Origin of the sequence: Bacillus sp. FSL M7-1345, assembly GCF_038006985.1 — a bacterium.
GTDB lineage: Bacteria > Bacillota > Bacilli > Bacillales > Bacillaceae_G > Bacillus_A > Bacillus_A cereus_U.
Map to the genome: position 1 here is coordinate 4666662 of NZ_JBBOWG010000001.1, position 22010 is coordinate 4688671.

Here is a 22010-nt window from a genome sequence, read left to right on the forward strand (position 1 = left end):
TATATCGACTTACCGACAAATATCGACATCCGTAGCACTATAGGCATAAGAAAGAAGCTGTCCCAAAATATCTTTTGGGACAGCTTCTTCGTCTTACTACATAAATCCTAACGCATATACAAGAACGTACCCAAGTACCGAAAGGCAAACCGAGCCAATTAGCCCTGCCACAAATGCCCTACTTCCTAATTTGCGGAACGTTTTAAACTCTACATTTAAACCTAGCCCTGCCATCGCCATTGCAATAAGCATGTACGCAATTACTACAATATATCCGGCAACAACTTCTGGGATAATCCCAAGCGAATGCACCGCACTCATTGCTAAAAATCCGAAGATGAACCAAGGAATCGGAAGGTCGCGCCACGATCTTTTTTCTTCGCTTCCCTCGCTCTTGCCAAACCATAATCCAATTAAAATCGCTACTGGCACAAGCATCGCTACGCGCGTTAATTTCACAATAACCGCGATGTCTACAGCCGTGCTACCGCCTGGCGCCGCAGCAGCGATAACATGAGCAATTTCGTGCAATGTCGCACCTGAGAACACACCGTAACCGTACGGAGACAAGCCAAGCACTGGGTATAATAGCGTATAAATAAGTGTAAATATTGTACCTAAAATTGCAATAATCGCTGCCCCAACTGCCGTTTCTTCATCTTTCGCTTTCACTTGCGGTGCAATTGCCACGACCGCTGCTGCACCACAAATCGCCGTTCCGCACGCCGTTAAAATTCCAAGTTTCTTTTCTACTTTAAATACTTTCGTTAGTCCATATACAACGAAAATTGTAAATGTAATAACAACCGCTGCGATGACCAATACTTTCGGACCCGCCTTCGCAATATCTACAAGATTTAACCGCATTCCAAGTAAGATGATCCCAAAGCGTAGCAACTTCTTACTCGCAAAGTTCGTTCCCGCTATCGCTTCTTGAGGAATCCCGATTGCCGCACGCCAAACCATCCCGATTAGAATAGCGATTACTAATTGTCCCATAATATTTAAAAATGGAAGCTCTGCTAAATATTTCGCGGCGATTGCGATTAATAACGTAATCCCAATACCTTGCGAAAATCCAAAGCCCTTCTTCTTTTGTATAACAAGTGTTTGTTCCACCTTGTACCACCCCAATAATCGTATTGGAACATGCATGTTCTTTCTAGTTACATTATAAGAGAGTTTTTATAATAAGTTTAATATCAATATTCAATCTCTATCATCAGAAATACTTATGATAAAATAAAAGCAAAAATAAAGGGGCCTAACAAATGAACGTCGACATTTTAAAAATCTTTGTGACTGTCGTTGAACAAAAACATTTCTCTCGTGCAGCAGAACTTTTAAACCTTTCACAACCCGGTGTAAGCATGCACATTCGCAACCTGGAAAATGAATTTGGAACTACACTCATTCAGCGCTCCCCAAAGCACGTCCAAGTTACAGAAGCAGGAAACATATTATACATACACGCAAAGCAAATGCTCTCTCTTTACGAAGATGCCAAACAAGAAATTAATGACCTACATAACGTTGTAACAGGGACGCTCCGCATTGGCGCTAGCTTTACAATTGGCGAATACTTACTTCCGAAAATACTTGCGCGCTTTGCCAATGAAAATACACACGTCGAAGTTCATACATTTATATCAAATACAGAAGAAGTTTTGCAAAGCCTCCGCTCTAATCAAATTGATATCGGCTTAGTGGAAGGCCAAGTCGTATACGCTGACGTAGATGTTGAAACGTTTATGCAAGATGAAATGAAACTCGTCGTCCCGCCAAACCACCCATTACTCCATATCGAGGGAATTAATGAAAATACATTGCAAGATCAAGTCTGGGTATTAAGGGAAAGCGGTTCTGGCACACGTGCTTATAGTGACCGCTTTATTCATCAACACCATTTAAAAATGAAACGATTCTTTACATTCAGTAGTATCCAAAGCGTGAAGGAAGCAGTTAGTGCCGGTCTTGGCATCGCTATACTTTCTGATTGGACTGTACGGAAAGAGCTACTGGCAAAAGAGCTATTCCACGTCGAAGTTCCAAATGAACAACTAATCCGTCCATTCTCCATCGTGCGCGGCAAATATTTTATCCCTTCTAAGGCTATTCAGGTCTTTTTAAATCATGTAGATTCTTTTGCGAAAAAACAGAGTTGACCTTCACATTAGTGTGAAGGTTTACAATACCTTTAAAAGGAGTGAAACACATTGCGAATTGGGGAGTTATCTAAAAAAACAGGGGTCAGTGAGCGCTCACTGAGACATTACGAAGAAAAGGGATTACTCCCTTCAAACCGCCTCACAAACGGCTATCGTGATTTCGATAAAAGTGCCATTGAAAAAGTAGAGCTTATTCAAATGTACTTACAAATTGGCTTAAATTTAGAAGAGACAGCACGAATGTTGCGCTGCCTCGAAATAGAACCACACCTATACGAAAATCCGTGCAGCAGTATCCTTGCACTTTACGAAGACAAACTCAGTGAGGTAACGAAACAAATCACATTACTTTCCAACATTCAAACGAATTTACAAAAACACGTTTCACTCCTAAAACAAGCAAAAGAAAAGGGATGATTACATGTTCGTCATACACGGCAGTTCAAGACAAAACGGGAACACTGAAACTCTAACACATATGATGATTGATAGAATTAAAACAGAACAAATTTACTTGCGTGATTATACAGTCCACCCCATTACAGACCAGCGCCATGATACGGAAGGATTTCAACCTGTAAATGACGATTACCAAACTTTAATAGAGCAAATGCTAGAACACGATACAATCATTTTTGCGACACCCCTCTATTGGTACGGTATGAGTGGTCATATGAAAAACTTCGTCGATCGCTGGTCACAAAGTTTACGCGATACATCTCTTCATTTTAAAGAGAAAATGAAAGGGAAAAAGATGTACGTTGTCATCGTTGGTGGGGATAATCCGAAAATGAAAGCATTGCCGCTTATTGCTCAGTTCCAATATATCTTTGATTTTGTTGGTTCATCATTTGAAGGGTATGTTATTGGGGATGCGAATGGATTAGATGAAATCAAAAATGATGCTGAAGCACTCGCAAAGGCACAACTGTATAATAGCGAATTCAAAAATCACAAACAGAAATAAGTTTGACAAACTCTTTTGTATGCGCATACAATAAAAATAATATTATGAAAGGAAGGTACTTTGACCAATGAAGTTCTAATTCTCTTATTTATTTCATCCATCACAAATAGTGAACAAAAATGATGAAAACTAGCAGAGGATTAGTCTGTCCATTTGTCGATACTTTCTTTCGAGACGGTTATGTAAAAAATCGTTTATTTATGTACGATTTTTACATTCAAGGGCGACGTTTATCCTCTCTAGTGAAACTAGGGAGGTTTTTTTATGACTATTTTATTCGCGCGTAATATTGAAAAGAGCTTTGGTGATCGCACCCTATTTACGTTACCATCACTGGAAATTCAAACAAACGATCGCATAGGAATTGTTGGAGTCAACGGAGCTGGAAAATCTACGTTATTACAAATATTAAGTAAAGAAATAGAGGCTGACCAAGGTATAGTAACTCACCATAGTTCTATCGCTATCATTCCTCAGCTTAGCGAGGAACTGCCGGAAACCGCTTCTTCTCTTACAAAAGGAAAATGGAATATTTCAAACGTTGCAGATTCAATGAGCGGCGGCGAACGAATGCGCCTAAAGATTGCTCATGCTCTCGAACAAGATGCAGGCATTCTATTTGCTGATGAGCCAACAAGTCACTTAGATATGTTCGGTACAGAGCAATTAGAAAAGGCACTTTTATCTTATAACGGTGCACTTGTTTTAATATCGCATGATCGTGATTTTCTAGATACCATATGTACCAAAATCATCGAAATTGAAGACGGTACTATTCAAGAATATAAAGGGAATTATTCAAACTATCGAAAACAAAAAGAACGTGAGCGAATACAAAAGCAAGCGGAATATGAGCAATATGTACAAGAAAAAAATCGTTTAGAGCAATCAATTTTACAAAGAAAGCAACGTGCTTCTAGCATGACAAAAGTCCCAACGCGGTTCAGTTCATCTGAATCTAAACTTTATAAGTTAAGTGGGGCACATGGCCAAGAAAATGTTAGCAAAGCAGCGAAAGTATTAGAGACACGTCTCGAAAAATTAGAAAAGAAAGAAAAGCCAAAGGATCTTTCTCAAGCTCATTTTGACGTGCAATACCATACACCCATTCATAGTAAAGTGGTGGTACAGCTTAATAAAGCAACAAAGAAAATAGGTGACCGCACACTATTTAAAAATATGAATGGAACTATTGCCCCTGGTGCAAAGCTTGCTATTTTAGGCGCAAACGGAAGTGGAAAAACAACTTTGTTCAATATGCTTCTCACAAACGAGCGCGGCATTCAGCTTTCGAAAAGCTGTAAAATTGGATACTTTGAACAAACGCTATCAATTTTAAAAACAGATAAAACAATTTTAGAAAATGTTCTAGAAGAAACAAACTATACGGAGTCGTTCGTGCGAACAATACTTGCAAGGCTCCTATTCCGCCGTGAAGATGTTCATAAACCTGTGCACATCTTAAGTGGTGGTGAACGAATGAAGGTTGCACTTGCAAAAGTATTTTTAGGAAACTATAATATGCTTCTGCTCGATGAACCGACAAACTATTTAGACTTAGCAACGCAAGAAGAATTAGAAAGCATGTTACAAGAGTATCCTGGCACCATACTTTTCATTAGCCATGACCGCGCCTTTATTCGTTCTGTTGCAGACCATATTCTAAAAGTAGATGAGAGAGAGCCTAGAATATTCCACGGCAATTACGAGCAATACACAAAAAGAACAACTCAAGCTTCTGTAAATATTACTGAACAAGAATTATTACGGTTACAAACAAAATTAACAGAAATCATCAGCCGGATTTCTATACCAAATCCTCACGATGACATCACATTTCTCGAACAAGAATACGAAAAATTATTAGTTCAAATTCAAAAATGTAAAGAAGCGCTCTAATGTCTTCCCTATATATCGACGGGATCTTCCGCATTTCCCAAGAAATATCGAGGCTTCGACATAAAATATCGCCCTACCTATAATATTAAACACAATAACAACAAAAAAGCCGTGCATCAGCACGGCTTTTCCCTTTATCCCGCTATTTGTGGGCAGTAAACGCCCGATTGGTGAAGGCTAATAATCAGTGAGGGATGAACAAAACCCCCACTAATTAAAGTTTCACTTTATATACGGACAGCAGTCCCACTTACCGCAACCATTAGCATCCCTTCGCGAACTACTTCGTAGTCCACATCGATACCGACAATGGCATTCGCATTTTTTTGTCTTGCGAGAGTTTTCATCTCTTCCATTGCAATGTCGCGTGCTTCTTTCAATTTACTTTCGTAAGCGCCTGCACGGCCACCGACCACGTCGCGGACAGAAGCGAAAAGGTCACGCACGATATTCGCCCCCATAATTGCTTCGCCATTGACGATATCAATATAGTCAGTAATCTCTTTTCCTTGAATTGTAGAAGTTGTTGTTACAATCATGCTTTATAGCCTCCCATATAAGATTTCCACTTACTTATGGTGCACTAATTCAGCAGAAATTATATTTACGAACTAAACTGTGCTTCGTATAACCTGCTATACCCTCCGCCACGCTCAATTAATTCAGCATGTGAACCTTGTTCTGCAATACCATCTTTATTTACAACGACGATGCGATCCGCATTTTTAATAGTTGCTAGCCTGTGAGCGATAACTAACGTTGTACGACCGACAGATAGTTCAGCAAGTGATTTTTGGATAGCAAGTTCCGTCTCTGTGTCTAGCGCAGAAGTTGCTTCATCTAAAATTAAAATTGGTGGGTTTTTCAAGAACATACGGGCAATTGCTAAGCGCTGCTTTTGTCCTCCTGAAAGTTTCACACCACGCTCACCAATAACTGTATCTAAACCGTCTGGTTGCGAGTAAATTAAGTCCTCCAACTGGGCACGTTTTACCGCCTGCCAAATTTCAGATTCTGAAGCTTTTAAGTTTCCGTAAGCGATATTTTCACGAATTGTTCCTGAGAATAAGAAAACATCTTGCTGCACAATTCCGATTTGCTTACGAAGTGACGATAACGTCATCTCTTTCGTGTCAATGCCATCAATTTGAATTGATCCAGATGAGTGTTCATAAAAACGCGGTAATAAACTACATAATGTTGTTTTCCCTGCCCCTGATGGTCCAACGAAAGCAACTGTTTCACCTGCATGTATTTTCAAACTAATATCGTTTAAAATCGGCTCTTTATTTTCATATCCGAACGTGATGTTATCGTATTGAATATCGCCGTGTACATGTTTAACTTCGATTGCATCTTTAGAATCTACAATATCCGGCTCTGTTTCCAGAAGTTCTACATATCTTTTAAAACCAGCGATTCCTTTCGGATAGCTTTCAATAACCGCATTAATTTTTTCAATTGGGCGGAAGAAAATATTCGTTAATAAAACGAATCCAATAAATCCACCGTACGTTAATTCACCTTGCAGAACAAACCATGTACCACATATTAATACAAAGAGTGTTACAAGACGCATCAGCATATAACTAATAGATGAATTTAACGCCATAATTTTATACGCCATTAATTTTGTTGTACGGAAACGAGCATTGTTTACAGCAAATTGCTCTTTCTCAAACTTTTCATTTCCGAATGCTTGTACAACGCGGATACCACCAACATTGTTCTCGATACATGCATTGAAATCAGCAACGTCTGAGAATAAACGTCTAAACGTACCTGTCATTTTTTTATTGAAGTAAAGTGCCAACCATAATAAGAATGGAATTACGAAGAATGTTAGAAGTGCTAACTTCCAGTTAATCATCATCATAAATGAAAATGCTCCGACTAAAGTCATAATGGCAATAAATAAATCTTCTGGTCCGTGGTGAGCAATTTCCCCAATTTCCATTAAATCGTTTGTAAGACGTGAAATTAAATGACCTGTTTTATTATTATCAAAAAATCTGAATGATAGCTTTTGAATGTGATCAAATAATTTCTGTCTCATATCAGTTTCAATGTTAATACCAAGCATATGTCCCCAATATGTAACAACGTATTGCAAACCTGTATTTAACACGTAAACTGCGAATAAACCGAAGCAAGCCCATAAAATAAGCGTCCAGTTTTGTCCTGGTAATAACTTATCAATAAATTGATTTACGATAAGCGGGAAACCAAGTTCGAGTAAGCCTGCGATAACTGCACAGGAAAAATCAAGTATAAATAAACCTTTATACGGTTTATAGTAAGAAAAAAATTTACGTAACATATCTTTCCTCCCTTTTCCAAATTAAAAGACTCCCTAAATGATAACCATTATCAAATAATTATTCAAGTTATCCGTCTACGAAACTAAAAAAACCTTCATCTGTGTTTGATGAAGGTTTCCATTTTATTTTACATCGCTTCCGAATCCCACTCATGCTCTTGCTGAACAAATACAACACCTAATTCATGATGTCCCCCGGCGTATAATGCTGTTTGAGCAAGACGAAGCTCACCATTTGTATCTACTACTTCTAATTTACAAAACGCCCCTGTCGTCTTCGTTTGAAGCGCGTCATAAAACTCTTCGGTACTTCTTGGAATGACTCCATTTACTTTCGTAATAACTTCTCCAGGCTTTAAATTCATCTCTGCCCCAATTGTATTAGGAATTGTATCTAACACAACAAGTCCATCATTACGTGCGGCAAAGTATGCTGGTCTTTTCTCGTCTGCAATTTTCTCTTGCATCGAGATTGTAAAGCGTCCAAGCATTGCGACTCCCATCGCGATAATTGCGAGTACGTGCCACCAGTAACTTGCGATACCCAAAACGAGTACGAGCCCCGCTAATCCATAGACACGTCTTCCTGTAAATAATAAAGCTTCCGTCGGCTCATAACTTCTAACTTTTCTCATAAATCCAATTAGAAATGGTACGAGGAATAAAGAGTATGTAGTCGAACCTATTGAAACGACAGGCCACCAAGAAATAAATCCTGTCACCGCATCTCCTGGTATAAGAATAAATACTGGTACAAGCCATAGACGATTTGATTCATGTAGTCCAATTCGTAGCCCACGCTTACCTTTGTTAATTTTTGGCGTAGAATAGCGAACCGCATTTTTAGAGATTAATAACCCCTCTACAACGAGCATAACGCCTAGTAAAATAGCAAGGGATACAATCGTACCCTCTTCACCTTCTCCAAGCTGTAAGAAAGAAACTGGCATCTTAGACGATAACAACACGAGTGCAATAGCGATTCCGAAAGTATAAGCTACAGATAAATATCGATACATAGCAGTTAATCCAAATAATAACGTCCAAAGTAAAATTGCCCATAAACTCGCTTTTGAAACAACTAGCCCGAGTCCAATCGTAATAATAGATACGATTAATCCGTATCCAATACCTGCAAATAGATTTGTTCGTAGTTCAAACCAAATATCATATACTTTAAAAGAAAAATCTTTTCGTTCTCGTAATATACGTAAGTATCCAACGAAGATACTACTAATTAAAAATACATAGACAGCAGGGTGTAAGAAAAAACGTCCAACTGCTCGTAGTATTTCAAAAAGCCATGCCTCCACGAATTCATTCACCACCATTTATATCATTTTTTCTTTTTATCTTATCATAACTAAAGAAATGTTTGTTTAACACATAAAAAATACAGGCATCAAAGTGCCTGTATTCTTTCTTATTTCGCTATTAATTTCAATGCCGTCTGTAATTGTAAATCATTTTCTCCAGAACGGATTTTTTCAATAATTTTAGTTTGAAGCGCTTCAGCTGTCTTTTTATCGAGTTGTCCTGTTGCTTCCATCTCATTCGCATTTTGGAATGCTTTTAGTGCTGATTCTGTCTCTTTGCTAAAGTACCCATCTTCACGTCCTGGTACATAGCCTAAGCTCTTAAGCATTTCTTGCGCATGTTTTACTTGTACATCATTTGAATTGTATGAAAGTGTCTTTTCAATTTGAATTGGTGTCGCATGATAATAATCAGGTTGCTTCACTTCTACAGTTGGCGCGATTCCTTTTTTATGAATCCAATTGCCATCTGGTGTTAACCATTTAAACATTGTTAATTTAATATTGCTACCATCTTTAAATGGAACAGCTTGTTGGACAGTACCTTTACCAAACGTTTTTTCACCAATTAAATCGTATCCTTCTCCCTCTTTCAGCGCACCCGCTAAAATCTCTGAAGCAGAAGCACTTCCATTATCAATTAATACTGAAATTGGATATGGCTTTCTTTCTTTCAGTTCCGTAGAGAATTTCTTCTTCTCACCATTTCGCTGTTCTACTTGTAGCATTGGCTTTTTATCTGTCATGATGTCTCCTAGTATGTCTTCTACACTATTTAAATAGCCACCAGGATTGCCACGTACGTCAATAACTAAGCCTGTTATATGTTTCTTCTCTAACTCTTTTAACTGATCCTTAAATTCTTTCGCAGTATTTTCAGCAAAAGAAGTAATTTGCATATAACCGATGTCTTTTCCGCTCTCTTGCTTTACGGAACTAAATACAGTGAAAATCGGAATCTTTTCTCGCTTAATTTTAAATTCTATCGGATCAGCCACTCCTGCGCGCTTAATTTCAATTGCAACAGTCGTTCCTTTTTTACCACGAATTTTTAATACTGCTTCTTCACGTGATAAATCTTTCACACTATTTCCATCTACAGATAAAATTTGGTCATTCGGTTTAATTCCTATCTTTTCTGCTGGTGAACCTTTAATTGGCGATACGATAATAAGCTTACCGTCCGTCTTGTTTACTTCAGCTCCAATCCCTTCAAGTTCAGGATCTAGTGACTGACTAAACTGTTTTGCCGTTTCTTTATCCATATACGTGGAATAAGGGTCCTTCAGCGTAGACAACATTCCCTGTATCGCACCTTCGACTAATTTGTCGTCTTTCACGTCTTCCACATAACGTGAATCAATTAGTGCATACGCCTCATTAATCTTTGCCAAATTCCCTTGCGCTGTGCCAGCATTACCATTCGATACTGTTTGCGTTACATATGCTGGGTTTATCCCAAGCCAGTACATACCACCAAACATCCCGCCAGCACCAATTAAAAATGCAACAACCATTCCAATAATTGCAACTCTACGTTTCAATGCGGAATTCCCCTTTCCAGAACACACAGGTGGTGTAGCAAAAGGCATCACACGATGTGTGATGCCTTTACCTATTTCTACTATATGATAAGCTTGTACGAATTATGTTTGCAACTTTTTATACTTTTAAGAAGCGACGAATTGACATTACACTTCCCCACATACCGATTAATGCACCGATTAACACTAATAAACCAGCTAATTGGAATACGAATGGGTTGTATGGTAGAAGCTCGAAAATTGTTCCGCCAAGTTTTTCATTAAACACACCTTGCAATGAATTATATATAACTAAAATTAGGCCAATTGGAATAATTGATCCTAATACTCCTAGGAATAATCCCTCTAACAAGAACGGCCAACGAATAAACCAGTTTGTTGCACCAACAAGTTTCATAATTTCAATCTCAGTACTACGAGCATAAATTGTAATTTTAATTGTGTTAGAGATTAAGAACATCGCTGTGAATAGAAGACCAGCAATTAACGCAATCCCGATGTTACGACCAGTTTTTACAGTATCAAATAATTTTTCAACTTGACCTTTACCGTATTGAACATTACTTACAAACTGCATTTTCTCAATCTTTTTTGCAATCGCCGCTGTATCTGTTGGTTCTTTCGCCTTTATAACAAATACATCTTTCAGTGGGTTATCTTGCTCAAATAACTCGAACGTTTTTCCGCTATCGCCTAAGCTTTTAATTAAACGTTTCAACTCTTCTTCTTTAGAAGAATATTTAATAGAATCTACTTTCGCAATTTTACTCATATCTTCTTCTAATTTCTTTTGATCAGCTTCTTTTGCTGCTGGATCAATATGCACACGAATTTCTACATCTTGCTCTACTTTCGTCGCAAAATGGTTCATATTCATAATAGCTGCCAAAAAGACACCTACAAGTAATAACGTAACTGTTACTGCACTTACAGAAGCAAATGTCATCCATCCGTTACGGGATAGATTTTTCACACCTTCTCGCAAATGTCGACTAAGGGTTTTAGCCTTCATATCCGTATCCTCCCTCAATCTCGTCTCGAACAATTTTTCCGCCTTCAATTGCAATTACACGATGACGAATTGTATTTACGATATCTGCGTTATGTGTCGCCATAACAATCGTTGTACCACGCTCATTAATACGTTTAAAAATACTCATAATATCAAGCGCTGTTTCAATATCTAAGTTACCTGTTGGCTCATCAGCAATTACAACCTTTGGTCTATTTACAATCGCTCTTGCAATCGCCACACGTTGTTGCTCTCCGCCTGAAAGTTCGCCTGGAAGTGCATCTGCACGATCATCTAGACCTACAAGACCTAACACTTCTGTAACACGTTCACGAATCGCATCTCGTTCTTCTTCAATTACTTCTAAAGCAAACGCAACATTCTCATATACCGTTAATTTAGGTAGCAATTTAAAATCTTGGAAAATTACGCCTAATTGACGACGGAAATATGGAACATCTCTTTCTGCTAATGTTTCAATTACAAGTCCATTTACATTAATTGATCCTGTAGATGGCTTCTCTTCACGATACATCATTTTAATAAATGTAGATTTTCCGGCTCCACTCGGTCCAACTACGTATACAAATTCACCTTGTTTAATGTTAACTGTGAGACCAGCAATGGCTTTCATACCATTTGGGTACTCCTTATAAACATTCGTCATTTTTATCATTATTTATCACCCAATACTTAATGATTTTTTTCGAAATACTTTTCTGTACATTTGAAAATAAAAGAAAAACCTTTATTTTCGCTCGACCATTCTTGTTGAAGGTAGCTTCCATACATGCTTTTTATTAGCAATGCTACTCTATGTAATATATTTCATCAAAATTCTACAAACCCCATTGTAACATCAATCGGTTTCCAGTTCGGATACAATTTTGTTACAGTTATGTTACATCCCAACAAAAGGTAAACGAGCTCATGTAATTACTTAACTCGAAGCACTTTTCGGTCAAGTTATACAATCAGCTCGTTTATTAGTTACGTTTCTTATTTATGCTCCGCTAACCATTCAGCTACTTTTTTCGCATCTTCACCTTGAATAATTCCTGGTGACATTGAACCGCGACCTTTTTCAATAACCTTTTCAATCTCTGCTGCGTCGTATTTCTGTCCTACTTTTCGTAAATCTGGTCCAGTTGCTCCTGATAAATCTTTAGCATGACAACCTATACAACTTTTTTGGTAAATTTGTTCTGCGCTATCTGTGCTTGCAGATTGTTTTGATGGTTTACTCTCTTCTTTATTTCCACATGCTCCTAAAGCAAAAACGACTGATGTCCCTAACGCAATAGCCAACAATTTCTTTTTCACTTCCATCGCTCCCCATTGTTGATATTCTTTTCATTCATAACTAGGCAATAGTTTTCATAACACATTCAATATTCATTATAAGCATTATCTTTATATAGAAAAACTAAGGTATATTTCATATTTTTCACAAATATAGTGAGAAGCCTAATAAAATAAGCTTTCATAAATTGTTTCAATTCTGTGAACACCTTAAAAAGTTCTATAAAGAGCCTTTTTCTCCAAACCAAAAATGAGAATCCCTATATAAAGCCCTACCCTATTATCGCTCTGTTTTACTATTCTCTACTTTTTACAAAACAATATACGGCATTGTATTCTACATGTAATCTCATCAAAAAGAGAAGTTGTCGCCTCCAACTTCTCTTCCTCTTTATTTCATCAATATAAATAAGATAAGCCTCTTTATATCCTCTTGGACCTCAACATGTGCCAACAATTCTGTTGGCTTTTTCTCTTATTAAATACGAGAACGTAAATACGCATCAATAAACGGATTAATTTCCCCATCCATAACTGCTTGTACGTTACCAACTTCTGTATTTGTACGATGGTCTTTCACAAGAGAATACGGATGGAATACGTAAGAACGGATTTGGCTGCCCCATCCAATTTCTTTTTGCTCTCCGCGAATCTCATCTAATTGTGCTTGTTGTTCTTCTAATTTCTTTTGATATAATTTCGCTTTCAGCATTTTCATCGCATGTTCACGGTTTTTAATTTGAGAACGCTCTGACTGACATGTCACAACCGTATTTGTTGGTAGATGCGTTATACGAACTGCTGAATCTGTCGTATTAACATGCTGTCCGCCTGCCCCACTTGCACGATACGTATCTATTTTCAAATCTTCTGTACGCACTTCAATTTCAACTTCATCATTGAATTCAGGTACAACTTCACAAGATACGAACGATGTATGACGACGACCTGAAGAATCGAACGGTGAAATACGTACAAGACGATGTACACCTTTCTCCGCTTTCAAGTAACCGTAAGCGTTATGACCTTTAATTAATAATGTAACACTCTTAATACCAGCTTCATCGCCCGGTAAGTAGTCAACCGTTTCTACTTTAAACCCACGTTTCTCAGCCCAGCGTGTGTACATACGTAATAACATAGAACCCCAGTCTTGTGACTCTGTTCCACCTGCACCTGGGTGTAATTCTAAAATAGCGTTATTTTTATCATAAGGATCGCTTAATAGTAACTGAAGCTCGTACTCATTCATTTCTTGAATTAAAGTTTTCACTTCAGATTCTAATTCCTCATGTAAATCTTCATCATACTCTTCTTTAAGTAGGTCATGCGTCATTTCTAAGTTTTCGAACGTCTCATCTAACTGACGGAACCTTCCAACCATATCTTTCAGCGCATTCGCTTCATTAATTACAGCTTGTGCGCCTTGTTGGTCATCCCAAAATCCAGCGCCCATCATCGTTTCTTCTAATTCTGCAATTTGTTTTTCCTTAGTAGGGAGGTCAAAGAGACCCCCTAAAAGCCGCTAATCTCTTAGCCATTTTCTCTAATTCTTGCCTAATTTCTACTAATTCCATTTCCTTCACCTCTATGTAATTGCTGTTACTTTCATATGAAAACAAGGGAAACTCTCTCCGCTTATTACGGAGAGAGTTTAAACCTTTTCATTATACATTTTTGATGCAAAAGTTTGCAAAGCAGACTGAACTACAGTTCCCTATTACTGCCCAATGCCACAACAGTTTTTATATTTCTTGCCACTACCGCATTTACATAAATCGTTGCGTCCCATTTGGTCACCTTTTACAACCGGTTTTTTCTTCGCGTCTTCACCATCGCTTGATGGATGAACAGCTTCACCTTGAACAACTTCTTGACGCTCTAAGTTTTGCTCAATTTCAGCTTTCATAATGTAACGAGAGATTTCCTCTTCAATAGAAGCGATCATCGACTCGAACATTGCGAATCCTTCCATTTGGTATTCACGAAGTGGATCAATTTGTCCGTAAGCACGTAAATGAATACCTTCACGAAGGTGATCCATTGCATCGATATGATCTGTCCATTTCGTATCTACAACACGGAATACAACAACCTTTTCGAATTCACGCGTCTGCTCTTCAGGTAGAAGCTTCTCTCTTTCATTATAACGCTCTAACAATTTCGCGATAATTGATTCGCTCATTTCTTCTGGAGCAAGGCGACGTAACTCTTCTTCTTTTACATCTCCTTCTTCAAGAAGGTTTGTATTTAAGTAATCGACAAGACCTTTAATGCTCCAATCTTCTTCGATTTCTTCTTGCGTATGAAGTGCAACAGCACGTTCTATCGTAGATTTCATCATACCTTCAATAATGCTGCGTAAGTTCTCTGAATCCATTACTTCTTGACGCTGTTTATAAATTACTTCACGTTGTTGACGGAGTACATCGTCGTATTGCAATAGCTGTTTACGTGCATCATAGTTATTTCCTTCTACACGTTTTTGTGCAGATTCTACCGCACGAGAAACCATTTTACTTTCGATTGGCTGTGAATCATCCATACCAAGGCGATCCATCATCGCTTTCATATTGTCAGAACCGAAGCGGCGCATTAGTTCATCTTCCATTGATAAGTAGAACTGTGTTACACCAGGGTCTCCTTGACGACCAGAACGACCACGTAACTGATTATCAATACGACGACTTTCGTGACGCTCTGTACCGATAACTGCTAGGCCAACATTTCTAATATCGTCGCCTAACTTAATATCCGTACCACGACCAGCCATATTCGTTGCAATTGTTACAGCGCCTTTCATACCAGCTTCTGCAATGATATCTGCTTCACGCGCATGGTTTTTTGCGTTTAAGATATTATGACGTACACCTTTACGTGTTAACATTTTTGAAATAAGCTCTGATGTTTCAATTGCAACTGTACCAACAAGAATAGGTTGCCCTTGCTTATGACGATTTACAATATCCTCAACAACTGCATTGAATTTACCTTCCATTGATTTGAAGATTAAATCAGCACGGTCATCACGAATAATATCTTTATTCGTTGGAATTACGATAACATTCATATTGTAAATACTACGGAATTCTTCTTCTTCCGTTTTCGCTGTACCAGTCATACCCGATAATTTTTCGTACATACGGAAGTAGTTCTGGAACGTAATTGTTGCAAGCGTCATACTTTCATTTTGAATTTCTACGCCTTCTTTTGCTTCAATAGCTTGGTGTAAACCTTCGCTATAACGACGACCTTTCATAAGACGACCAGTGAATTGGTCTACGATTACGATTTCGCCTTCTTGTACAACATAATCTGTATCAAGGTGCATAACAACATGTGCACGAAGCCCCTGATTAATATGGTGAAGAAGTGCTACATGTTTTAAATCAAATAAGTTTTCAATATGGAAAGCTTTCTCTGCTTTCGTAATACCATCTTCAGTTAACATTACATTTTTCGTTTTCACATCAAATGAATATTCTTTTTCATTTTCTAATGTACGAACGAATGCATTTGCAAACATGTATAGCTCTGTTGATTTTTGAGCTTGCCCAGAAATAATAAGCGGCGTACGTGCTTCATCGACTAAAATCGAATCGACTTCATCGATGATAGCAAAATTAAGTGGACGCTGAACGCACTGCTCTCTATATAACACCATGTTGTCACGTAAGTAATCGAATCCAAGCTCGTTATTTGTGCTATACGTAATATCAGCAGCATAAGCAGCTTTTTTCTCTTCACGTGACATACTATTTAAGTTAATCCCTACAGTTAGGCCAAGGAACTCATGAAGTTGTCCCATTTCATTTGCATCACGTTGTGCTAAGTATTCATTGACTGTAACAACGTGAACACCTTTTCCTGTTAATGCGTTTAAATATACAGGTAAAGTAGATGTTAACGTTTTACCTTCACCTGTTTTCATCTCAGAGATATTTCCTTCATGTAAGGCGATACCACCCATTAGCTGTACGCCATATGGACGCATTCCAAGAACACGATTTGCTGCTTCACGAACAACCGCAAAAGCTTCAGGAAGTAGATCATCTACTGTCTCACCTTTTGTTAGACGTTCTTTAAATTCAATCGTCTTTCCTTTTAATTGTTCATCAGTTAGCGGCTTAATAGATGATTCTAATGCATCAATTTGCTCCACTGTCTTCTGCATACGTTTAATTTGGCGTTGGTTGACATCAAATACCTTTTTTAAAATACCGATCATAGGAAATACGCTCCTCTTTTATTAAAATAAAACTTCCGATTGCTTTCTTTTTCTCTTTACAATCAGTCGTTATAAAAATCAAATTTATGTTATGCCAATTTTTCTCCTAATTAAAAAACCTAAAATGTATAAACCTAATGATAATTGTAACACTTGTCTTGTAACTATGACAACAATCGTCCAAATGTCGAGCCTTAGATTCAGAAAAATTTTTCATTTAATTTGTTCCAACAAACTAATATTTCAAATTCATATTACAAATTTTGTATTAAATCTAAGTAGTATTCTTTCAAGTTCTCTTTTAAAGAAGATGGCTCAATTATTTTTATAGTTTTACCAAAACTAGCTAGATACGAGATGATAAAGTTGATTTCAGCAGGCTCATAAGTTCCTATTAAGTATGTATCTTCGTGTTCTTCCCATAATTTCATCGAAGGATATTGTTGTTGCTTGAATATCTCTATCCCCCTCGCAGTAATTGAGCATTTAAATTGAATAGCTTGTTCAGTTGCCTTCCAAAGACTATGTGCGTTATGTATATTTATGTTTTCCAAATCCAGACTATCCTGAGCACCTACCATTTCTAACGACCGAATACGATCACAGCGAAACACTCGATAAGCCGATTTATCTAAATCGTAAGCCTGGCAATACCAATAACCTTTCATTGCATAAATCGAAATCGGCTGAATACGGCGCATTGTCGTTTGTTTCGGCGTTACATAGTTTATAGTTAAAGCCCTATTTTGAACAGCAGCTAACAAAATCTCTTCTAGATAACCACATTCATGTGCTTGTTCCAAATGAAAAAAGGACACTCTTTTTTGCAAGTTTTCAATTTGCTCACGCTGTTTTGACGAAACACTATCTAAAAATTTCTTATTAATGGAACGAAACGAGATTTGAAAAGGAATACTTACAAAACTACTTAGTGCTTGCATTGCAAAATAAAGTGCAAAAACTTCATGATTTGTAAATGAAATCGGTGGTAATGTCATCGTTTTTATTAAACGATACCCTCCATACCGACCATACTCTGCAAAAAGAGGGACACCCATTTCCTCTAATGATGCAATATCACGTAAAGCTGTCCTTTTTGAAATTTGAAATTCATCCATTAAATCTTTCAGTGTGAATATTTGTTTTTGATTAATAAAACGTAGCATCTGATTTAAACGTTCAACTTTTTTCATAAATTCTCCCTATAGGTGTCGTATGTTGGCACCTTATATTTGTATAGTAATAAGTGTAAACATATATGAAGGAGGCAATACAATGAACTTTGAAGTAATCCCTTTTTTATCATTAAATGGGCAAGGTGCTAAAGCAATTGCATTTTACGAACAGTATTTAGACGCAAAAGTTTTATTTAAAAAGAATTATAAAGAAATGAAAGAAATAGATCCGAATTTCACGTATAAAGAAAGCCAAGAACATTATATTACCCATTCTGTTTTACAAATTGGCACTAATAAAATTATGATTGCAGAACAGGCAGTGGATTCCACACGCCCTTGGCAATTAAGTAATAGCTCATCATTATGCATTCAATCTAAAGATTTCCAAACCATTGAAGCACTCTATCACAATCTAATTCAACATGATGAGGTTTATATTTTAACACCTTTTGAAAAAAACTCCTTCAGCCCGAGTTATGCCATTGTGCGAGATCCTTTTGGAATAGTAATACAATTGACCGTTACAAAACATGACTTCTAAATTTCATTACGAATAAGCCATTTAAATTTATATCAATATTACAAGATAGGAAGGCAAAAACATATAAAGTGAAACTTTAATCAGTGGGGGTTTTGTTCATCCCCCACTGATTATTAGCCCTCACCAATCGGGCGTTTACGGGCAGCAGGGCCCCCACCTAACTTCTTTGCTCCGGCCGAATTTTGAGGTGGGAGTTTTACTGCCCACAAATAGCGGGATAAAAAAAGCGCAGCCTCATTCGGCTACGCTTTCGAATTATTATTTAGTTTCGATTAAACCATATTTCCCGTCTTTACGGCCATATACAACATTAGTTTCATTTGTATCAGCATTTGTGAAGACGAAGAAACTATGTCCTAGCATATCCATTTGTAAGATCGCTTCTTCAACGTCCATCGGTTTTAAATCAAATCGTTTTGTACGTACAAGTTCTAATTCATCCTCTTCTACCGCATCCAGAACAGCTACTGCTTCTGGAAGGATAAAGTTAGTTTTCACAGAACCCTTTTCACGTAATTTACGGTTTACTTTTGTTTTATGTTTACGAATTTGTCGCTCAATTTTATCAACTACTAAATCAATCGCAGCGTACATATCGCTATTTGTTTCTTCTGCACGAAGTAATAAATCTGTAAATGGAATTGTCACCTCGATACGTTGCTTGTCAGAGTATACCTTTAAATTAACTTTAATCTCTGGGAATGTATCAAAATAACGCTCTAATTTACTTAGTTTTTTTTCTACATATTCCCCTAATGCTGGAGTTACTTCAATATTTTCACCACGAATGTTGAATTTCATAGATGAATTCCTCCTTTCAAGCCTATGTACTATAATTTCGACATTGGCTTAAAAACTCCTTCTAACTTTTTTAAAAAAATTAGTGGAATTGCGATTTTTTTATCGTTTTTTGTTGAAATGAAAAGATGCATCGTTTCTATCTTTATTTTATCCTATTAACATCGTGAATAACGAATGTAACTGTGGACAATTGGTTACAGAAAAGAAACAACTTTTTGACAACTTCCTCACAACAAAAAAGCCCTTGGTACGAGCAAGAGCTTTCACCATCTATATAATGCTGCTAAAAATACAGCTCTATCTTTTCCAAAAACTTAATTTTTACAGTTTCACAACATTAGCCGCTTGTGGTCCACGTGCTCCATCAACAATATCAAACTCCACTTGTTGACCTTCTTCTAACGACTTATACCCCTCTTGTTGAATAGCAGAAAAATGAACAAACACATCATCACCATCTTCACGCTCAATAAACCCAAATCCCTTTTCTGCATTGAACCACTTTACTCGTCCTTGCATGTTCATTCCATTCCCTTCACTCTTAAAATCAGGGCATCCGCCCCATATTTTGACTATAACGAATGACAAGACTGTAAGTCAAAGAAGATCTGTCGTCTTTTTATTATTCCTTTCGACATTCACATATTAACCTCTACAAAGCGTCAAACAAGAAACTTCTCTCGCTCCTCGATCATACAAAAGGCTTCCAATTTGCCTAACAGTAATTCCTGTCGTATACACATCATCCACGATTAAAACATGTTGCTCATGAAACATCTCTTCTCCCTGAAAATAAAAAGGATTAACCCCCGATATCCTTTCTTTACGTTTCTTCTTACTTTGTTTTTCTGTTTCTATTCTTCTTAATGATGTACAAAACATTTTGATAGGCAAACAAGAAGCTAGTAACTCCGCTTGATTAAAACCACGCTCGTATTCCCGCTCTTCACTAAGAGGGACCGGAATGGCAACTGAAACATTCGCAAAATATTTTTGAAAAAGACTTCGAAAAGGCTGATGAAAAATATGCACTAATTCAGCATCTCCTCGAAATTTAAACTGTGCTAATATTTCTTTCATCCCTTCATCATACACATACAACGAACGATTTATGAGCGGTGGAAACCTCTGCTCGTTCGTCCACCTTATGCAATCCATGCAAATATCCCCGTTTTTATATTCAGCTGGTACAAGTTCTAAAGGCCGACCACACTCCTTGCAAATATCCCCTATAATATAGGAAAGTTTTTGTTCACATCTATCACATATATACTTTTTATGAAGCTTAACAAAAAAAGTGTACCAACTAATCGCATATGAAATATACTCATCACAAAGTAGACAATGCATCAATCTATCAATCCTTGTTCTTTAGCATTCTTATTCATACTTTGAATATGTTTTTTCGCACGCACCATCGCCTCTGTCTTTCCATAATGAAAATAGATGACATCTCCATTCGGTTCATCAGAGCTTCTGCCAGCACGCCCTGCAATTTGAACGAGAGCACTTTCTGAAAATATTTCTTCCTCAGCTCCTAAAACTGCCACTTGTAAATTTTTCACAGTTACTCCTCGTTCCAAAATTGTCGTTGTAACTAATAAAGGGATTTCTCCCTTTCTGAAAGCTGCTACCTTCTCTTTTCTCGCCGGATCTTCTGCATGCACACCGTCAATTTGATTGTTTAATGATTTTAATAACTGACTAATTTCTTCTACATATCGCACATGAGGAACAAATAGAAAAATGGGGTATCGTTTAGATAAGTACATATTTAACCATTGTAATAAAGCACGAGGAATTTTTTTACGCATAAGACCCTTTTTCCAATTTCCGCACCACCGAAATATCGGGACTGGCAATGGATGACGATGATAACGTCCTGAAATAATAACCCCTTTTTGCTTACCATTCCGCAATTTACGCTTCCACTTTTCATCTGGAGTTGCAGTTAAATAAATACGTGCTGCCTCCTCTTTCATCGCTTCGTTTACTGCATAATGCAACATCTTATCCGCATGATACGGAAAAGCATCTATCTCATCTACAATCATGACATGGAACGCCCTATAATAACGTAACAATTGATGTGTAGTTGCAACGATTAACGCCGCATCTTTTTCTCGGTCTAAACTCCCTCCGTATAAAGCAGCTACATTTATATTTGGAAACACTTCTTGTAACCTTGGTGCTAATTCAAGTACAACGTCCGTTCTCGGCGTTGCAATACAAACTCTCTCTCCCTTTTGTAGTGCCTCTGCAATTCCGCGAAACAACATTTCTGTTTTTCCAGCCCCGCACACCGCCCAAATAAAAAATGATTCTTTCTGCTTAACAGCGTCAACGACACTTTGCGCCGCTAACTCCTGACCAGCAGACAAAACACCTTCCCACTGTAACGGATTCAAATAATTTTCTCCGCTTATTTCAGCAATCCCGCGAACAAGTACAGCACATTCACTTACCCTGCCCATCGTTATGCACTTCCGGCAAAAGGTGCATACTTTACTGCACCTTTTGCATAGAAACGATGCAAATAGTCTCTGCTCTATATTTCCGCAGCGCTGGCACATATATTTTGAAGATTTCTTAATTACCCCTTGTACACAAACGACGTCTCGATTCTCTTTCAAATGATCCAATTTATCCTGTAACTCTGAAGAAAGTTCTTCTAACAATAACTGTCTACCAGCTAACATCATCAATAGCCACCTCCAGCACTACTATAAATCCT

General features: G+C 37.5%; 20 protein-coding genes. 5 read left to right on the top strand and 15 right to left on the bottom strand.

Translation table 11 applies throughout. The features are described 5' to 3' along the window. Positions 1 to 96 precede the first annotated feature (96 nt). Positions 97 to 1119: a YeiH family protein gene (locus MHB76_RS24545; RefSeq protein WP_078173392.1), complete on the bottom strand. Its 1023-nt coding sequence runs from the start codon at positions 1117 to 1119 to the stop codon at positions 97 to 99. Between the two features lie 152 nt (positions 1120 to 1271). Here MHB76_RS24545 and MHB76_RS24550 point away from each other — a divergent pair, with 152 nt between their 5' ends. From MHB76_RS24550 to abc-f, 4 genes are all read left to right on the top strand, one after another. Then, a complete protein-coding gene (locus MHB76_RS24550; protein ID WP_078173391.1) occupies positions 1272 to 2165 on the top strand; it encodes a LysR family transcriptional regulator in 894 nt (297 codons plus the stop codon). 51 nt (positions 2166 to 2216) lie between these two features. Further along, positions 2217 to 2585, top strand: a complete 369-nt coding sequence (locus MHB76_RS24555) for a MerR family transcriptional regulator (protein ID WP_016106616.1) — start codon at positions 2217 to 2219, stop codon at positions 2583 to 2585. A 4-nt stretch (positions 2586 to 2589) separates the two neighbouring features. Then, positions 2590 to 3135: a flavodoxin family protein gene (locus MHB76_RS24560; RefSeq protein ID WP_078173390.1), complete on the top strand. Its 546-nt coding sequence runs from the start codon at positions 2590 to 2592 to the stop codon at positions 3133 to 3135. Positions 3136 to 3399: 264 nt separating this feature from the next. Beyond that, on the top strand, positions 3400 to 5034 hold the full coding sequence (gene abc-f, locus MHB76_RS24565; protein WP_078173389.1) for a ribosomal protection-like ABC-F family protein: 1635 nt from the start codon (positions 3400 to 3402) through the stop codon (positions 5032 to 5034). A gap of 227 nt (positions 5035 to 5261) precedes the next feature. Here abc-f and MHB76_RS24570 read toward each other — a convergent pair whose 3' ends face one another. The 10 genes from MHB76_RS24570 to MHB76_RS24615 form a co-directional block, all read right to left on the bottom strand. After that, the gene (locus MHB76_RS24570) at positions 5262 to 5573 is read right to left on the bottom strand and encodes a YbjQ family protein (protein ID WP_002159883.1); all 312 of its coding nucleotides are present in this window, start codon (positions 5571 to 5573) and stop codon (positions 5262 to 5264) included. A 65-nt stretch (positions 5574 to 5638) separates the two neighbouring features. Next, on the bottom strand, positions 5639 to 7354 hold the full coding sequence (locus tag MHB76_RS24575; RefSeq protein ID WP_199709906.1) for an ABC transporter transmembrane domain-containing protein: 1716 nt from the start codon (positions 7352 to 7354) through the stop codon (positions 5639 to 5641). A 128-nt stretch (positions 7355 to 7482) separates the two neighbouring features. Beyond that, complete coding sequence (locus MHB76_RS24580; protein ID WP_176107951.1) at positions 7483 to 8667, bottom strand: PDZ domain-containing protein; 1185 nt, start codon at positions 8665 to 8667, stop codon at positions 7483 to 7485. A 110-nt stretch (positions 8668 to 8777) separates the two neighbouring features. Next, the gene (locus MHB76_RS24585) at positions 8778 to 10214 is read right to left on the bottom strand and encodes a S41 family peptidase (RefSeq protein ID WP_087947307.1); all 1437 of its coding nucleotides are present in this window, start codon (positions 10212 to 10214) and stop codon (positions 8778 to 8780) included. Between the two features lie 118 nt (positions 10215 to 10332). Then, complete coding sequence (gene ftsX, locus MHB76_RS24590; protein WP_002159879.1) at positions 10333 to 11226, bottom strand: permease-like cell division protein FtsX; 894 nt, start codon at positions 11224 to 11226, stop codon at positions 10333 to 10335. Continuing rightward, positions 11216 to 11902: a cell division ATP-binding protein FtsE gene (ftsE, locus tag MHB76_RS24595; RefSeq protein ID WP_078173386.1), complete on the bottom strand. Its 687-nt coding sequence runs from the start codon at positions 11900 to 11902 to the stop codon at positions 11216 to 11218. Before ftsE ends, ftsX begins: the two co-directional genes overlap by 11 nt. A gap of 323 nt (positions 11903 to 12225) precedes the next feature. Next, positions 12226 to 12549: a cytochrome c551 gene (gene cccB / locus MHB76_RS24600; RefSeq protein ID WP_002159877.1), complete on the bottom strand. Its 324-nt coding sequence runs from the start codon at positions 12547 to 12549 to the stop codon at positions 12226 to 12228. A 457-nt stretch (positions 12550 to 13006) separates the two neighbouring features. Next, positions 13007 to 14105, bottom strand: a protein-coding gene (gene prfB / locus MHB76_RS24605) for a peptide chain release factor 2 (protein ID WP_098988193.1) whose coding sequence is annotated in 2 segments (ribosomal slippage) — positions 13007 to 14032 and positions 14034 to 14105 — 1098 coding nt in all. Because the reading frame shifts where the segments join, the coding sequence is not laid out codon by codon here. 143 nt (positions 14106 to 14248) lie between these two features. Continuing rightward, positions 14249 to 16756 carry a preprotein translocase subunit SecA gene (secA, locus tag MHB76_RS24610; protein WP_078173384.1) on the bottom strand — a complete coding sequence of 836 codons (2508 nt, stop codon included), beginning with the start codon at positions 16754 to 16756 and terminating at the stop codon, positions 14249 to 14251. A gap of 254 nt (positions 16757 to 17010) precedes the next feature. After that, positions 17011 to 17949: a helix-turn-helix transcriptional regulator gene (locus tag MHB76_RS24615; RefSeq protein ID WP_078173383.1), complete on the bottom strand. Its 939-nt coding sequence runs from the start codon at positions 17947 to 17949 to the stop codon at positions 17011 to 17013. Positions 17950 to 18031: 82 nt separating this feature from the next. Between MHB76_RS24615 and MHB76_RS24620 the strand changes: the two genes are divergently transcribed. Then, on the top strand, positions 18032 to 18475 hold the full coding sequence (locus MHB76_RS24620; protein ID WP_078173382.1) for a VOC family protein: 444 nt from the start codon (positions 18032 to 18034) through the stop codon (positions 18473 to 18475). Positions 18476 to 18733: 258 nt separating this feature from the next. Here MHB76_RS24620 and hpf read toward each other — a convergent pair whose 3' ends face one another. The 4 genes from hpf to comFA form a co-directional block, all read right to left on the bottom strand. After that, entirely contained in the window at positions 18734 to 19276 is a 543-nt protein-coding gene (hpf, locus tag MHB76_RS24625; protein WP_002159874.1) for a ribosome hibernation-promoting factor, HPF/YfiA family, read from the bottom strand. A gap of 321 nt (positions 19277 to 19597) precedes the next feature. Beyond that, positions 19598 to 19795, bottom strand: a complete 198-nt coding sequence (cspC, locus tag MHB76_RS24630; protein ID WP_033710669.1) for a cold shock protein CspC — start codon at positions 19793 to 19795, stop codon at positions 19598 to 19600. 126 nt (positions 19796 to 19921) lie between these two features. Then, complete coding sequence (locus MHB76_RS24635) at positions 19922 to 20626, bottom strand: ComF family protein (RefSeq protein ID WP_002112877.1); 705 nt, start codon at positions 20624 to 20626, stop codon at positions 19922 to 19924. Then, complete coding sequence (gene comFA, locus MHB76_RS24640; protein ID WP_139358320.1) at positions 20626 to 21975, bottom strand: ATP-dependent helicase ComFA; 1350 nt, start codon at positions 21973 to 21975, stop codon at positions 20626 to 20628. Before comFA ends, MHB76_RS24635 begins: the two co-directional genes overlap by 1 nt. Between the last annotated feature and the right edge of the window lie 35 nt (positions 21976 to 22010).